The following is a 16,705-nucleotide window of genomic DNA, read 5'->3' on the forward strand; positions in this document are numbered from 1 at the left end:
CTGTTGATTTTTAGCTCCAACATGCCTATTCAGTGCCGTTAATGAATAAATGTTGGCTCTCCGGTTGGTTCGCCGGTGCGGCGCAGAAAAAGCGCTAGCACCAAACCAACTACGGCTATTCCAGCTGCCACCACAAAGGCGTTTTGGATGCCAACGGTCAAATCAGCTAAAGGATTAGGCGCGACGGTTTGTGCAGGCTGAGCTTGACCAGCACTCATAATCGTAATTAATAATGCTGTTCCTATTGCTCCAGCAACTTGCTGAAGCGTGTTGGAGATCGCTGTGCCATGCGAGTGCAGCGCTTGGGGTAATTGATTAAGTCCAGTTGTGAGAATGGGCGTGAACAAACAGGCAAGGCCTAAACTGAAAATCACATGAAGACTCAGCAGCCAGATCACAGAGGTCGTGGCATTCAAGAAAGTCCATTGCCAAAGTGCTACTACAACCAGCACCATTCCTCCCATAACCAGCATTCGTGGCCCTGAGCGATCAAAGATCCGACCCACGAATAGTCCACTAAATCCCATCAATGCCCCACCAGGTAGCAAAAAAAGCCCGGTTTGTAGGGTATTAAACTGGCGAATTTGCTGGAAATAGAAGGGCAATAGAATCGCTGAGGCAAATAACGTTACCATCACCACCATCATTAATACGACGCTCAAGCTGAACATGGGAAAGCGAAAGACGCGCAGGTCAAGCAATGGACTGGAAAGTCGGGTTTGTCGCCAGGCAAACAATGCGATCCCAACTAAGCCCATTCCGATCGCCGCCAAAACAATTGGCTCAGTTAGGCTACTGCCAGGCTCGCCAGCCCGACTAAATCCGTAGACTAGCCCGCCGAAGCCAATTGCAGCCAGCAGAATCGAGGTACGATCAAGGCTGGCTGCTTGAAGTTTGCCCACATTCACCAACCGCAGGTAGCCATATGCCAGCACCGCTAGGGCAATCGGAATCACGAAAATAAACATAAAGCGCCACGAAAGCGCTTGAATGATTAATCCTGATAGAGCTGGGCCAATCGCTGGAGCGACCGAAATCACCATACTGGCCGTGCTCATCATGGCTCCGCGCCGCTCCATCGGCACCAGCACCAAAATAACCGTCATGAGCAATGGCAGCATTAGCGCTGTGCCCGCTGCTTGGAATACCCGACCAACCAAGAGCACCTCAAACCCAGGAGCCGCTGCTGCTGCCACGGTTCCCATGGTAAATAAACCCATGGCCGTAAGAAACAGCGTTCGTGTGCTAAACCGTTGAATCAGAAAGCCGGTTGTTGGAATCAAGACCGCCATAACTAACAGATAGGCTGTGGTCAGCCATTGCACGGTGCTTGCTTCGACTTGGAATTCGTCCTTCAAGCGGGGTAAAGCCACACCCATAATCGTTTCGTTCAGAATCACGACAAAGGTCGCAATCAATAAGGTTAAAATAATGCCTTTTTCGCGGGTGCTGGTTGCAACGGCGCTGGCATGGGTTGTCTCTACGCGCATAGAATTCCTTTTGATAACCCGCCATAAAGCTTAGCGGATGAGCTGAATTTAATCATGGTGATGAGCTACGGCATAGCGATGCAGCGCAACGCCGCCATCAAAGGTTTGCTGCTCAAGCAATTCGAGCTGAACTGGAGCATTAAGCTGATCAAAAAGCCGAATCCCTTGACCAAGGATGACGGGATTGACTTTCAGAATCAGTTGATCAATCTCGCCGATTAAGGCACTAGCTAATGAACCGCCGCCACACAACCAGATATTCTGCCCTAGCTCTTGTTTGAGTCTGCGTACCAAGCCAACTGGGTCATTGGCAACTAAGGTTACCTCTGGGCTTGGGCTGGTGCTGATTGATTGCGACACCACATATTGCCGCAAATGGGCATACGGACTGGTAACACCTTCGCTCAAGCCAACTGCATAGGTGTACCGACCCATCACGACGGTATCAAAATGGCGTGGCTCAGCCGTAATTCCTAGCAGCGCATGCAAATGCGTAGGCATAGTTTCTGGATACTCTTGTTGTAGATATTGCATATGCCCACCCTGCATGGGGAAGAAATCGAAGCTGCCATCCTCACGAGCAATAAACCCATCAGCCGTGCAGGCGATGAAATAAATTAACTGACGCATATAGTTACGCTCCTTAGGCTATTCATCTGCTGGATAAGTAGCATTATCTGCCGCACGATGCAGACTTGCATGCTACCATCAAGCAACTCGCAAGCCATCAGTCTCGGGGTCGATATTAGCTCAATTGATCTGAATTTATGCTCAATTGGGCATGGAGCGATAGAATAGCGCGTCGCTGAATATTTGTGTCAGCGCAGTTGGATGTTAACCACAACAGCCGAGGCAAAACCTCGGCTGTTGGCTTTTAGCTCCAATATACTTATTCAGCTGAACGAATTGCGATTGGTAAGAAGGCTCGCCATAGGCTTGGCGTGGGAGTATTGGTCGTGGTGCTGGTTGGCGTATTAGTTGGGCTACTGGTTGCGGTCGGGGTATTGGTCGGTGTGTTGGTCGGGGTATTGGTCGGTGTGTTGGTCGGGGTATTGGTCGGTGTGTTGGTTGGGGTGCTGGTTGCAGTATTGGTGGGGGTATTGCTGGGCGTAATGCTGGGGGTTGGGGTATCAGCAACCAACGAAGTGATCGCTAAAATAACTCCCCCAACAAAATACATATCGCTAGTGGAGCCAGTAGTTATGCTGGCTGTGGTTTGGCCTGGGCTAGTCCATGCTGAAACATCGAAGGTATCAAGGTCAAACCCACCCATACTGTTGGCTGCTCCGGTTAGTTGTGGCAAATCGCCTGTGGTTGAAACTGAATTACCTAAATAGGAGCGAGTGCTATTCATAACATTATCGGCAGGGTTTTGCGCATTGCTAACGCTATTGCCATTAAACAGCAATTGGTCACCTGCGCTTGCATTATCGCCCTCGTAGCCAACAATTGTAAGGTTGGTTGTGCTGCTGCTGGGAATATTGAATCCACTCAATGTATTGGTAATTGAGCCGCCAAGTAATACTTGATCCAGCCCATCGTGGAGAATGATCGTTCGATTAGGTTGGTTGGTATCGCTGTAAATTACTACTAGCCACCAAGCGGCAAAAGCGTTGGTATCATTGGTGTTAATAAACGGATTGGCGAGAATCCCACTGGCACGATAGGCTCCTGAGCCATGCGTTTGAACATAGCTGGTAACATCTGCGACCGCTTGATAAAATGAATTTGGATTGATAACTGTACTGATTGGTGTGACGTTCTGGCTATTACCCCGATTAAATTCAAGCGTAGCACCAGTTGGTGTTACGCCACCCCAACGTGCTCCCCAATAGAAGTAAGCATGGGTTACGCTGGCCCCGACTGGAATATTGAGCATTGCACTACTGCGAGCCTGGGCATTATTGAGGCTGGTATTCGCTTCGGCTTGGCTGACAGCAGGCGAATCGGCCCGCCAATAAATGTCAACGCCTGAATCGCTCGTATTTGTGCCACATGCCCCGACTACGCCCACGACTGGGGCGGGAACGCCCGCCGCACAATCGTGGCTTAGCGTATTGCCAATCGTGATGACCCCGCCTCGTTGGGTCAGATTGAGCCGTGGTTCAATTGCTGGCACTCCTTCCATGGCCGCCGAAGGCTTGAGTAAACTACTCGTTAGCCCAAACGTACTAAGTAGCAACAAGCCGCCAATGAGCCGAATTAATCGATTTGATGAATATTGAGTTGCTTGCATCAACGAAACTCCTAATAGACCCAATATCTGGATAGCTAGTATCGCTTATTATGGCTCAAACGGTGATTAATTACCATAGCTCAGGTGAAATTTATGCCAAGCACGTTCACCTAAATCCTTGTCTATGGTGGGTTTTTCCATCACTAACAATCGGTCTTAAATGAAAATATAGCAGCAAATAAACCAAAACCTGACAGGCAAAAATACGGATCAATATAACCCTGCTTGGGTAGCGCATGACCAGCAAGTGAAAATGCCTAGACTGGCGGAGAAAAGTGGACGGGCTGTCCATATGGCCGATAAGCAAGAGGCTATGTGCTTGTTAACTGGTATCAAGCATATAGCCCCACTTTATCGCGGTGTCGTGGATGTATGGGGAAAGGATACTTGTATGATTGTTCTTCGGATTTCATCTATGATGAGTAGTCCAAGGAAACCGAGCATCACGGCGATTTGACCATAGACGATCTGAATAATGCTCTGATGCATCCAAGCAATCACGCCTATTTGGGTTATCCCTGCGATCATAGTTATCCATGCCCCAAACGACCGATCGTGGGCAAGTTGATAGGTAATGATAATATTGGCGAGCGCATAACAGCTTGTTGCAGCTCCATACAACCATAACACATTGGCCATTGGGAGATACGCTGCACCAAAGAGCCAGACAAGGATTAGCTCAGGAATCGCCTTACAGACAGCGGTGATGAGTCCCGAAATACCAACGGTTATCAGCATACTGTTCCAGAACAGTCGTTGTTGTTCCCGGGGGTGCGAGGACTGTAACACGCGCGGAAAGAGAATTGTGCCGATCGTGGCGGTGGCAAAAAACACAACCCGACCAATCAGGGCTAATGCGGCATACTGTCCCGCACTATGTGCCGGAAACCATACTTTCACCAATAAGACATCACTATTATTAATAAAGACCTGTCCCAAAAGATGGATCATAATGGGAATCAGCGTGGTCATTTGTATGGCTTGCGTTGTTGCCAGAACCGCAGGAGCGGGCTGATATTTCCTCATACTGACCCATGCAAGGATAATCGAACTACTGAAGGCGATGGTAGCCCCAATCACCCCCATCCCCATCGTGACGAGCAGTAATGCTCCGATAAGCCGGATGCCCATCTCAAGTTGGAAATTCCAGGCTAGCCGTCCAAAACGGGTACATCCTTGCGCGATACCACGCTCAACCCCAAGGGCATAATAGCACGTTAACCCAATTCCTAAGATGATAAATGGAAGTGGACTTGCTGTCTGAAAGAGGGTTTGCCAAAAGGATGCAAAAAGCCCCAAACCAAAGAGACTGAGCCATCCGCACGCCCACGCAATACGCCGTAGCGTGGTGATCATATGCTGGTTATTTGCACCAACGATAGCACGTGCTGCTCCCATCTGTAGCCCGCTGGTAATAAAGGTTGCAACCAGAAAGAGGGTGACGATTAAATTAATTTCAGCATAGGCCGCTGGTCCAAGCCACCGTCCCATGAAGACATTGAACCCATAATTTCCTGCATTGACCAGCATCATGCTGATAAAGAGCCAGAATCCGGGCCTTTTTGTGAATTGTGCACTGATGATGGTCGTGATCGATTGGTGCGTTGGTTGGGATACGATGTGCATAGGGCATCCTTAATATGGGTCATGGTTCGGTATCGTGGGTATGCGCGAACCTACCAAATACATAGTGCCGATTCAAGCGATGGACTGCTGGTGAAAACGCGATCAAATTTGGTGAGACTCACAATGCGTCGTGCCGCCTCAGATGTTGGCCAAAGAACTCGGATATCACCAGCGTGTTCCCGAACACGTTTAAGCACATTAACTAAAGCGGCCATTCCCGCGCTATCGAAAAACGTGACCGCACTCAGATCAATCACAAGATAGTTCGTTTGAGCAAGAATCTGATCGGCTATTTGGCGAAAGGTTGCTACTGCGGCAATATCAAAGCGCTCACTGAGCGTTAAAATGCCAATATTAATTGCTTTAGTTTGACTCGTAATGCTCATGGGGTGCTCCTAATAATTTGATTAACTGCCAATGATTGCCGGTTGGAGTCCGACGATAATCAAGCGAATCTACAATTTGTTCGACAATAAATAACCCATAACCACCTTCTTGGCCATGCTCAAGATCGGGGAGCGTGCGTTGTTCAGCCAGAAATGGTCTACCCCAATCGTAAATATTAATTTCAAGTTGATTCGACAGGGGATGAAAATATACATTAATTGCAATTGAACCTTCATCGTCAGATGCATAAGCATGGGAGATAATATTGGTGCAAATTTCATGAATCGCCAGCTCGATGTTATAGATCGCCTGTGAATTTTGTTCAATCACCGGTAATGTTTGGAGAAATCGACGGATCGCAGTATTAATATCTACGAGCAAATCGATTCTGGCTGCAATAACCATATTAACCATACAATGCCTCATGAGTTGGTTTTTAATATAATCATTGTTCGATCATCTTCTTGAACACACCCATTGCCAAAGGCCTCAACTTGCTGAAAGAACAGGTTGCATAAGGCTGGTGCTGATAATCCATGATGATGGGCTAGGAGCTGGCAGATTCGCTGATAGCCAAACATCTCTTGTTGTTGGTTGTGGGTCTCATTAAAACCATCAGTTGCTCCAATCAAAATATCGCCTGCATTCAGAATTTGGGCATGGCTACCAGCACAAAGTTGTGGTAATACACCAATTGGCGGGCAATCAGCTTCAAGCAACTGGGTTTGCTCGTTGCTATAGAGCAATACAGGCGCATGGCCCGCATTGGCGTACCAAAGCATGTGGGTTTTGGGGTGATAAATCGCCACAAAAACAGTGATAAATACTCCAACGGTTGTTAAGTCGTCATAAAGATCTATATTCATGCGTTCAAGAATTGCTGCCGGATCATGGGTTGCAAGGGCCGCAGTTCTTAGGGCAGTTCGACTCAGCATCATGAGTAATGCTGCTGCAACACCTTTCCCAACAACATCACCAACCATAATGGCAACGCTTCCATCAGGCCGCTGTAGGACATCATAGAAATCACCCCCGACGCTGCGAGCTGGCTTGGCATACGCAGTGAGTTCGATATCAGCAATCTGCGGCAGTGGTGTATTCAGGAGGCGTTGTTGGACACGTTGGGCTAAAGCGAGATCGGCCTCGATTTGGATTTTGGCCAAACTTTCTTGATAGAGCATCTGTTGTTCAAGATGATGACTAATGTGCTCACAAATCGCCTGAACAAATTTGATATCGGTTGCGCTGAACTCACCTTCTTGATGACAAATACCGAGTCCACCAGCAATAATGACCGAACGAATGGTAATCGGGACCCATAAAAGATTGGTAACTCCTAAGGATTGACAAATCGGATCGTGGTGGCTAAACAGGGTCAGTTGGTTCGTTTTAATTGATTGAAGGAGTCCTTCCGAGATTGGCACAACCCCGTGGATAATGCTATGTTGGAATCCTAAGCCTGCGCCAAAACTGATCCAAGCATTGGTGGTTTTGGTTAAACGCACAACTTCGCGCATGAGCGATTGCATTAACGTTGGCAGATCTGCGGATTGCCCCATCGAAGCCCAAATATCATATAACGTTATTAATTGATCTTGGCAATCGATTAATTCATCCGTTAATAACTGGACATTCTGCTGATACTGGAGGAGTGCTGCGAGTAATCCAGCATCAGTATTCAGTCGTTCTTGCCAGCCTGGTTGTTGACTACCAACAAGATGCAATTCACCAATAACCTGTCCATTGACAATTAACGGCGATCGATAGCTAACGCTAGTGATGCTGCTCTGGGCCGGCCATAGGTGTTGGTATCGATCATCAATCCATACACCAAATGCCTGCATACCCGTTTTGATCCAAGCATGGGCAATGGTTTCAAAAGCTGGAATATGGTGTACGATCATTGTCATACGTTTCTACTACCTTTAGGCTGGAACCTTTGCTAGCGCTTCATCAAGGCTGTTGGTCAGTGCTAAAACCCGATCAAGCCTCGTCAGTTCTAGAATAATTTGAACTGGCTGTTGTAAACCACAAATCTGTAGACTCCCGTTCAGCATGGACACCTGTTTGCTTAAGCGTACCATCCACGCTAAGGCTGCCGAATCGACAAAATTGACCCGACTTAGCTCCAAAATAATATGCGGCAGCGTTAGTGATGGTTGCCATGAGCGTAAGTGAATCAGACTATGGACATCAAAGCGGCCTTCAAGATAGAGAATTTCGGCTTGCTTGGCTGGGTTCACGTGTCGATTGATCATAAAAGCTCCTGTTGGAGATGGGTTATGATTGGGGTCAAGGGTCGTAACGTTTGCAAGTGTAAGAGATACCAATCAGCGACATCACTAATTGGCAAGCCACATGCCGCTGCATAATTTTGCAAACCCAAACGATGGCTGGTAGCGGGATCGAGCAAAAGCTGTTCTAAGGCTTGCGCAAGGCTGGTAACGTTTTCAGGCTCAAAAAAAACGCCAGTAAAGCCTTCTTCTTCCACGACATCGGCCAGATCACCAAGGTTTGGTAAGATTGCGGCGCGACCATATGAGCCTGTTTGATGCAAGACCCCTGAACTTCCGGTCGTACTGGTATAGGGAAAGACGACAGCGGTTGCCGATTGAAAGAGGTCTGCGACCGCAGCTTCGGGCACATAGCCGGTAAAACGAACATTCGGGATGTGCTGATACTGGCGCTGAACTGTTTCTAAGTAGCCAGTTGCATTGGGGCTATCTGATCCTGCAATTACTAATTCCATCGGCTGCTGGTGTTTGGATTGAACCTGCGCAAAGGCTTCAATCAGGGTTTCCACCTTTTTATACGTGCCAAACTTGCCAAAGGCCAAAAATCGGCAGCAATCGCTGGTTGGAGGGGTGGGTGGTGGTGGGGTTTCAAATGCTCCATGCGGTGCAAGGAGCACATTCGTTGCGCCATATCCATGCTCTAAAATATCGACATAGCGCGGAATTGTGACGGCCACCAGATCAGCTCGTAAGAGTTGGCGAGTTATGATCCGTCCTGCCATCTTGGTCAGCCAATTGATGACGCGATTTCCAGCGAAGCCTGCTTGGTTAAGATCAACAGTCTCCATAATATTGTGCAGAAGAACGACACTCGGAATTGCTTTTTGGCGGACGAACGCTGGAGTTAACAGGGCGAGTGCTGCTGGAATCCGCCGATTGCCAAAGGTGGCAAACTGAAGATTAAACAGCACCGCATCGGGGTTAAGCGATTCAATCGCCCGCAGCAGCCGATAGGGGGTATCCCAGCGATTAAATGCCCAACAGCGGATAATTCGGAGCGGAATTCCATCAATCTGGTTTGGTAGTTCGACCTGATCTGAGGGAAGTTGATCGGCTAAAATAATCAGTTCCGCAAGGTCGCGTTTTTGTTGAAAAGCCCGCACAAAGTGCCATGCATATTCATTGAGCGTACCCGTGCTTGGTGGGAAGGTTGTTACAATCACGAGCCTTAAGCTGGGGTTTGACATAACGACCTCGTAGGTTATTAAATTGAATGGTCAGAATATCGCGGACAAAGCGGTAGGTATCGCGGATAGGATGGACTTTTGAACCCGGGGCATCAATCCATTCGACCGGAATTTCAATGGTTTGGTAGTGGTATTTTTTTGCGAGAAACAATAATTCAAGGTCAAAGGCAAAGCCGGGCATTGTTTGGAGCTGGGCTAAGTGTTTGGCAACACTCTGGTGAAAGACTTTGAAGCCACATTGACTATCAAGAACATCCAACTGTAAGCCATAGTGGACGATGGCTCGTAAGGTTGCACTCATTACCCGGCGAATCAGATTCCGATGTTGGGTATCGGCGGCGGTGGTTGCCCGCGACCCAATCGCGAGATCGTATGCCCCCGCTTCGAGCAGTGGCAACAGCTGATGAATCTGCTCAATCGGGGTTGAGTTATCAGCATCTGCAAAGAGAATAAAATCACCACGCGCAGCGAGGATGCCTTGCCGAACAGCATGACCTTTGCCACAGTTAGTGGGGGTTCGCAACACACTAAGGTTAGCAAAATGGAGTTCTTCAAGCAGGGCAACGGTCTGATCGGTTGAGCCATCATCGCTAATAATTAATTCCCATGGACGGCCTAGCGCACAAAAACAGGCAATAATCGCTCCGATAGTGGGTAAAATCCGTTCTTGTTCATTGAAACAGGGAATCACCACCGAGATATGGGGTGTTTCGGTAAGTGGCTCTGTTTTCCATAGGTCATAGCGTATGTCTGCCATGGAATGATCCCCGTCCTAGTTAAAAAATACGATACGTTGAGCATACGGACTTGCTGCTCATCTGCGTATGGTCTAACAGTCCACCATGACGATAGCCCTTTTGCTTGGTGCTATGATGCTTCGTAGCGTATGTCATCATGCTGTCAGGATGGATTGCTATGTTTGTTGAGATACATCGGTATGCTGAGAGGAATCGATGAGGTACAAGTGTATGCAGCGTCGTGTTCCAATTAATCCCTATCTACTGACGGCCTTGATATTGGTGATTGCTTTTCATGGCATCTTGCTGGTATCAGGGAATTTTAAGCGCACCTATGATGCCTATGTGCATATTTTTTTTGCGGATCACTATCGGCGAACGTGGTTTGATCATTGGGATTATCGTTGGTATACCGGCTTTCCGCTGATTAGCTATCCACCAGGCTCACAACAATCAATTGGGTTGTTGGGGATGGCGATTGGCTTACTGCCAGCGTTTGTGGTAGTGCAAGTAGCGGCATTGCTCAATTTAACCCTCGGCATGTATCGGTTTGCCAAACTGTGGGTTTCGGAGGAAGCAGCAGGCTATGCTGCGCTATTAATTGTGTTCAGTTCGAGTATCTGCGAAACGGTGCATGTGTTTGGGCAGCTACCCACAACCTTTTCGTTGGGATTTTTGTTGAATACCCTGCCATTTGTCAAGCGCTGGTTAAGTCAGGGTGATTGGCGTGATCTGATCCGAGCGTGGTTACTGCATGCAGCAACCACGGCGGGTCATCATGTGACCACATTATTTGGGGCAGTCTTTTTTGCTGGCCCAGTAATTCTGTTGGCGCTGGTTGAGGCATTTCGTCAGCCAAAAGCCGATGAGGATGTGCTGCATCCTGCTCAGATTAGCCGTTCGAATATTCGACCACTCATTGTTCGCCGCTTACGCCGAATTGCTCCGCCATTCATCCGCACGGCGATCTATGGGCCTGGCTTGATTGCGGCCTTGGTACTGGTGGTCTTACCCTATTGGCTCTGGAGTAGCAGCGATCCAATTAGCCAAGTGCCGATTCCGCATGCATCGCGAGACTCTTTTTTAGAAAATCCAAATGCAGGGATTGTCTTTTGGTTATTGCCCTATGGCTCGACCTTGTTGGTGCTGCCGTATCTCTTTTATAAAGGGTTTTTTAGTCGGGCATGGCCCATGGCGCTCTCGATTAGTCTGTTGTTTCTGCTTGGTACTGGCGGTACAACCCCGATTCCAAAGGCCTTGTTGGGTGGCGCGTTTGATATTTTAACCCTTGATCGCTTTACCTTTTGGGCAACAATTTTATTCACGCCCTTGCTTGGGGAATTTGTGGTGAGCATGCGCCGTGGCAACCTTGCGCGCTATCTGCGTGAACAATTCGGACGAAGCATGTGGCGCACGACCCAAGTTTGTTGTGTGTTGATATATGTTGGGGTGGCAGTGTTTACCTCAAACTTTACCCAATTCCGCCGCTTTCAGCCTGATCCGATTGATCCTGCGCCGTTAGTTGCCTTTCTTGAAAAAGATGAACATTGGCGCTGGCGCTATCTCATGCTGGGGTTTGGTGATCAGATGGCATGGGTCTCGGCGCAAACGACCGCGACGACGGTCGATGGCAATTATCATTCAGCCCGTCGCTTGCCAGAATTAACCACAACCCCAGTTGAGCGGCTTGAGGGAGCTAAATTCCGTGGGATTCCCGGGATTGGTTCGTTACAGCAATTTTTGGCAGTTCCCGATAAATACAACCTCAAATATGTATTTTCCAATGATCAATTTTACGATCCGCTACTCTATTTTTCAGGTTGGCATCGGGTTCAACGCCTCGAAAACGGGTTGGTGGTGTGGGAACGGGAAGATATTCCACCCTTACCTGAGATCTTGCCTCGGCGGGAAATTCCCTGGTTTCAACGGATTATGTGGGGAATAGTGCCACCTACCGCCCTAGGCTTAGGAATTTTGGCCTTGAGTGCGGGCCTATGGGGACCACGCCTGCGACGGATGCTTCGGCCATTGTTGCCGCCTCGTATTCCAATCATTCCCTATGAACGCTGGTGGCATACGTTTGATCAATTGCTTAAACGTTGGTCAGTTGTGCCAGCTACTAACGATCAACGCCGAACGCGTTGGCAAATTTGGCGGACTTTGTGGCAAAAGCTACCAAAGCTTAAGCCTGCTCCGCCATCGGCATATGCAGTTCGAAATGGATTACTAGGCTTGATTCTGCTTGCTGGAGCTTTTACCAGCTGGCGGCATTATACTCAAGTGCAACAAAGCCCCGAAACTGTTGTCTTGGCATATTACGATGATCTTGATTTTCGACGGTTTTCAGCAGCTTATGCCCGGCTTGATCCACAAACCCGCCCGACCTATGACCAATATCTACTTGAACTTTCAGTTCAAGGGGGCTTAGTGGCTTCATATGGCAAATTAGATTCGGTCATTGTTAACGATTTGGGGGGTGACCAAACAACACGGATCGTCGATGTAGAAACACGCTGGGTCACGGCACTCAACGAATACCCAACCAGAGAACGGTTGATCTTGGTTAAGCGTGATGGTCAATGGTATATCCCGACTGCCAAAGTAGATGTACGGGTTCCGCCTGATACATTTATTCGACAAGCTGCGATTGATTGGTTTGCGGCTGGACGACGACGAGTCACCACGACGATAACCTCGTTTGCTGATGTCCAAGATCGGCCTAAACTTTCTGTCCTTTCATCGCGATTGGTTTCCTATCAAGGGCGTACTAGTATTGTTGGCGAGGTGTTGAATCTCGATGTTGATCCCGCTGATCTGACCGTAACTGGAATCCTCTTTGATGAGAACGATCGAGAACTGACCCGCTATAATGCCCAATCGGTGATCAATCATAAGATTTTGCCGAAAGAAGTAACTCCCTTTCGAATTGACTTTGAAGGAGTAGCTGGGGCGGTGCTGAGCGATACATTAACCGCTGGCGAATTCAACCCCAATGCATTCTCACCAGTATCCTTCACCTCACCAATTGACCATTTTACGGTCTACGCCAAAGCAGTTGTGACCAATCGCGATCTTAATCGGGGGTTAGCAGTGCAAGATGTTATTGTAACTGCGGATGCAGAACAGCAGCAGATTCACTTGACTGCGATCAATAATGGTACGGAAGAAGCCACTATTCCGCATATTTTGCTAACCTATTACGATGCAAATGGTGACGTGGCATGGGTTGATCACGCTTTTGTGGCAAGTTCGATTCGTCCGCAACGCTCAACAGCGGTAAGTATTCCCATTATTCCTGTATCAGCAATTCAGATTATTAAAACTGATGGCGATACGGTGGTCAACGCCTTGGTTGAAGCAGGGATTCCTGATGCTGAGCCGAGCTATCTTTTAAGCTTGCCTGCAACAACAGGTTATGCTGCGGTTCGCATCAGTATTCATGGCTATTTTGCGGAGAATTGATCATGCGCTGGATGCTACTCCTGCTTAGCGCTTGCTGGTTCATCGCCTGTCAACCGCAACAAGCGCCTCTATCGGCTCCAACTCGGATCACGATTGGCGTGGCTCCAACTAGTGTGGTTGGAGCTGATCTCCCAATTTTGCTTGAGGTTGAGTCAAACTGGAATGGCCTTGTGACCCTCACAATACAAACAAGTTATGCCGTGCATAGTCAAGCAGTAACGATTGTGAATGGGCAAGCAACAACCTCCTTGATTTCCCCATGGAATGAGCAACGTGGTGATGTGACGATCGTCGCCCAGGTAGGCCAAGTACAGGCTCGCGCGACAACCAGTTTGCAGCCAGGAATGGTGGTTGAACCACTTCGCCCTTTAGTTGGGGCACGTTCGATTATTGCTAATGGTGCAACCTGGAGTATGGTTGTGGTGATTCCCCATGATCAATTTGGCAACCCGATTGCTGATGCCTCGGCGGTAGATATTACAGCTCAACGCCCAAATCAACAGCTAACGCGACTTACGGCCAAGACCGCCCATCTCCTAGCCTGGCAACGACTTTACAGTCAAACCGTTGCTGGAAAAACATTGATTAGTACCACAAGCCAAGACCGACTTGGGCCTCAAGCCGAGTTGCTTGAAGTTGCTGGTTGGCCAGTCGATATCAGTGTTCAGCTTGGTCAGTTACCAACCTGGATTAGCGCTGATGGAAATAGCTTTATTCCGATTCAAACAAACCTTATTCGCGACGCATTTGGCAATGTGATGCCCGATGGTACAAGCGTAGTATTTGAGGTTAATGATGGGACTGGTCTGAAACGGATGATCAATAGTGTGACGATTCGGGGCGTTGCCGAAGCCCAAATTCTATCACCCAATCAAGCAACCACCTTGACGATCCAAGCGCGCATTTTTCGGGTATCCAGCGAGCCACTTATAGTTGATGTTCCGCCGAATGGTGGGTTTGATTTTGCGTTGCAGGCAGTGGTTGCGACCGATGTAATTAGCATTACCGCAGGGCCAATTAGTGGGAGTTTACAGCAATATGTTCCCGATGGGACGATTGCAGTCCTACAAGTCACTGGACCCACAAGGTTTGAACAAACGAGCGATGTTGTGGCGGGTTATATCCAAACGACGATCAGGCGATCGTTGTTGCCAGCAGGTCGTTATACCCTGATCTGCCGGGTTGGCGATAAACAAGCCAAATTATTGCTGGTAATTCCTTGATACAAATGAGATGTGGTTCATGAGTCAGCGGCGCTTCAAAATTATTATATGGCTCTTCTTTTTGCTCATCCTTGGTCAATGTGGCTGGTGGGGTGTTGGTCAAGTTGCGCGGCTTGTCGCTAGCTTCCAGCAAGGTGCCGACCCTGCTAGTGCCCTAAAATTGCCACCCATGTTGCCACCTGAAGCCGCAAGCGCGACCCAGTGGCTGCCTGACGACCCCGACACTGGTCGCGTGATGGAAGATTTTACTCGCCAACAACTGACCAGCGATTATGGTCGGGCGTGGCTCCAATGGAATCTTTCCTTGAAGATTGGCCGCCCCTACAATTTACGCACTAGTTTTAGTGGACCAGCCTTGCATTATCTTACGACAAGCATCAGTGCAACTGCCAATCTCCAGATAGACCAAATTGATACAGCGCACCAATTACAACTGCATTTCTATGCAGCAGATGGCTCTATTGTAGCAATGACCGATACCCAAGCCGAGGTCTACCAGATAATCTATGATGCTAACGGGAAAATCGTATCGGCCCAATGGCTCTATGCGCGATATGAGATTGTGCTGCTGTTGCAAGATGGCACATGGCGAATTCGGCATTGGGTGCGCCATGAACTGCCAACCCCTCTAGAACCATCGTATCAACCAAAGCCGCAACTTTTGCAGGTTAATCAGCAACAGTTACAACTTCACGATCAGGCTTTTATCGCGCGAGGCGTTAATTATTATCCTTCTAAAGCTCCATGGCTACAATTTTGGCCTGGCTATCAACCTCAACAAACAACAACAGATCTCGCGTTAGTTCAACAACTAAACTTGAATAGTGTGCGGATTTTCATTCCGTTTGAACAATTTACCGAACCCTATAGTACAAGCCTTTATCTCCGTTCCGTGACCGATTTTCTGGATCAGGCTGATCAAGCGAACATCAAGGTCATCGTCACCTTATTCGATTTTTTAGGCGATTATCAACTGGCCCGTTGGCAACAAACCGATAGCTATTTAACAACTGTGGTGACTGCATTAAAGGAACACCCAGCTATTATGGCCTGGGATGTAAAAAATGAACCAGATCGCGATTATGCGACTGCTAGTCAAATAGTGGTTGAGGCATGGCTCCAGCATAGCATCCGCCAGCTTCGTCGGCTTGATCCACATCATCTGATTACGATTGGCTGGTCTACGCCTGAAGCTGCTGAACGGTTATATCAAGATGTTGATTTGGTCTCGTTTCATTACTATGGATCAACTGAACTGTTGGCAACCCACTATCAACGCCTCAGGCAGATAGTTGGCGAGAAACCGCTCCTGCTAACTGAGATTGGGTTGCCAACCTGGAATAGCCCATTTTTTCCTCATGGCCACAGCCAGCGTGAGCAAGCAAACTACTTAACGGGATTAATCCAGCAAGCCGAAGCCTATAATGGTTTTTTGATCTGGACACTCTTTGATATTCCTGAGGTTCCAAGCACAATCGCTGGATTTTGGCCATGGCAACGTGGCCCGCAAACCCAATTAGGACTCTATACTGAGACCTATGAACCAAAATTAATCAGCAAAGTGTTGTTAGGGCTTGAGCCTGTCCCGTTTATTCGCTGGTGGGAGGCGTGGCTCAAGCCGTTTCGAATAACGCTGATTACGCTAAGCATGCTTGGATTAATCGGAGGATGGAGATTCTTTCGCCGCAGGAAACGCAAAAAACGCCTAAAGGTTTAGGGCAAAAGGGTTAATCGGATAATCGCATGCCCTGAGCGCTGCATCGCCCGTTTGTTTACATCGGCAATCCATTTAATTAAAAGATTTGCTAATTTTGGGTATTTTGTCCAAAATGATTCAGCGCCAACAATCTCGATCATAAATTGCTCGAACCCAGCTTTGCGTGTTTTATGGGGCTGTAGGCTATGTTGGCTATCAAAATAACTCACCAAATCTAGCCATGGCTCACATTCGCGCTGATACCAGCCAGGATAAGCCATTAACCGATCCAAGGCACTACTTAATGTCGCTTGATTCTCGATACTGCTTGTTTCAAGACGAATATTTCGCATGATCATCCCCTATT

The 16,705-nt window shown here is 48.2% G+C and carries 14 protein-coding genes; 3 read left to right on the plus strand and 11 right to left on the minus strand.

Annotated elements, in window-relative coordinates; translation table 11 throughout:
• Nucleotides 1-38 precede the first annotated feature (38 nt).
• From LCH85_00095 to LCH85_00140, 10 genes are all read right to left on the minus strand, one after another.
• Nucleotides 39-1,490, minus strand: a complete 1,452-nt coding sequence (locus LCH85_00095) for a DHA2 family efflux MFS transporter permease subunit (GenBank protein ID MCA0350367.1) — start codon at nucleotides 1,488-1,490, stop codon at nucleotides 39-41.
• 48 nt (nucleotides 1,491-1,538) lie between these two features.
• Nucleotides 1,539-2,120 carry a dihydrofolate reductase family protein gene (locus LCH85_00100; GenBank protein ID MCA0350368.1) on the minus strand — a complete coding sequence of 194 codons (582 nt, stop codon included), beginning with the start codon at nucleotides 2,118-2,120 and terminating at the stop codon, nucleotides 1,539-1,541.
• Between the two features lie 259 nt (nucleotides 2,121-2,379).
• Complete coding sequence (locus tag LCH85_00105) at nucleotides 2,380-3,726, minus strand: DUF3344 domain-containing protein (protein ID MCA0350369.1); 1,347 nt, start codon at nucleotides 3,724-3,726, stop codon at nucleotides 2,380-2,382.
• Nucleotides 3,727-4,077: 351 nt separating this feature from the next.
• On the minus strand, nucleotides 4,078-5,352 hold the full coding sequence (locus tag LCH85_00110; GenBank protein MCA0350370.1) for a hypothetical protein: 1,275 nt from the start codon (nucleotides 5,350-5,352) through the stop codon (nucleotides 4,078-4,080).
• 50 nt (nucleotides 5,353-5,402) lie between these two features.
• Nucleotides 5,403-5,738: an STAS domain-containing protein gene (locus tag LCH85_00115; protein MCA0350371.1), complete on the minus strand. Its 336-nt coding sequence runs from the start codon at nucleotides 5,736-5,738 to the stop codon at nucleotides 5,403-5,405.
• The gene (locus LCH85_00120) at nucleotides 5,716-6,153 is read right to left on the minus strand and encodes an ATP-binding protein (protein MCA0350372.1); all 438 of its coding nucleotides are present in this window, start codon (nucleotides 6,151-6,153) and stop codon (nucleotides 5,716-5,718) included. The genes LCH85_00115 and LCH85_00120 overlap by 23 nt, the downstream gene beginning before the upstream one ends.
• Before the next feature lie 8 nt (nucleotides 6,154-6,161).
• Nucleotides 6,162-7,649, minus strand: coding sequence for a SpoIIE family protein phosphatase (locus LCH85_00125; protein ID MCA0350373.1), 1,488 nt, complete (start codon nucleotides 7,647-7,649; stop codon nucleotides 6,162-6,164).
• Between the two features lie 15 nt (nucleotides 7,650-7,664).
• On the minus strand, nucleotides 7,665-7,997 hold the full coding sequence (locus LCH85_00130; GenBank protein MCA0350374.1) for an STAS domain-containing protein: 333 nt from the start codon (nucleotides 7,995-7,997) through the stop codon (nucleotides 7,665-7,667).
• Complete coding sequence (locus LCH85_00135) at nucleotides 7,994-9,220, minus strand: glycosyltransferase (protein ID MCA0350375.1); 1,227 nt, start codon at nucleotides 9,218-9,220, stop codon at nucleotides 7,994-7,996. The genes LCH85_00130 and LCH85_00135 overlap by 4 nt, the downstream gene beginning before the upstream one ends.
• Entirely contained in the window at nucleotides 9,153-9,977 is an 825-nt protein-coding gene (locus LCH85_00140) for a glycosyltransferase family 2 protein (GenBank protein MCA0350376.1), read from the minus strand. The genes LCH85_00135 and LCH85_00140 overlap by 68 nt, the downstream gene beginning before the upstream one ends.
• Before the next feature lie 211 nt (nucleotides 9,978-10,188).
• Here LCH85_00140 and LCH85_00145 point away from each other — a divergent pair, with 211 nt between their 5' ends.
• The 3 genes from LCH85_00145 to LCH85_00155 are packed head-to-tail and all read left to right on the plus strand — an operon-like array spanning nucleotide 10,189 to nucleotide 16,359.
• Nucleotides 10,189-13,419: a hypothetical protein gene (locus LCH85_00145; protein ID MCA0350377.1), complete on the plus strand. Its 3,231-nt coding sequence runs from the start codon at nucleotides 10,189-10,191 to the stop codon at nucleotides 13,417-13,419.
• A gap of 2 nt (nucleotides 13,420-13,421) precedes the next feature.
• The gene (locus LCH85_00150; GenBank protein ID MCA0350378.1) at nucleotides 13,422-14,642 is read left to right on the plus strand and encodes a hypothetical protein; all 1,221 of its coding nucleotides are present in this window, start codon (nucleotides 13,422-13,424) and stop codon (nucleotides 14,640-14,642) included.
• 19 nt (nucleotides 14,643-14,661) lie between these two features.
• Nucleotides 14,662-16,359 carry a cellulase family glycosylhydrolase gene (locus LCH85_00155; GenBank protein ID MCA0350379.1) on the plus strand — a complete coding sequence of 566 codons (1,698 nt, stop codon included), beginning with the start codon at nucleotides 14,662-14,664 and terminating at the stop codon, nucleotides 16,357-16,359.
• Here the strand turns inward: LCH85_00155 and LCH85_00160 are convergent.
• Nucleotides 16,356-16,691 carry a hypothetical protein gene (locus tag LCH85_00160; protein MCA0350380.1) on the minus strand — a complete coding sequence of 112 codons (336 nt, stop codon included), beginning with the start codon at nucleotides 16,689-16,691 and terminating at the stop codon, nucleotides 16,356-16,358. The genes LCH85_00155 and LCH85_00160 overlap by 4 nt on opposite strands.
• Nucleotides 16,692-16,705: the final 14 nt, after the last annotated feature.

The sequence above is a fragment of the Chloroflexota bacterium genome, assembly GCA_020161265.1.
Classification (GTDB): Bacteria; Chloroflexota; Chloroflexia; order Chloroflexales; family Herpetosiphonaceae; genus Herpetosiphon.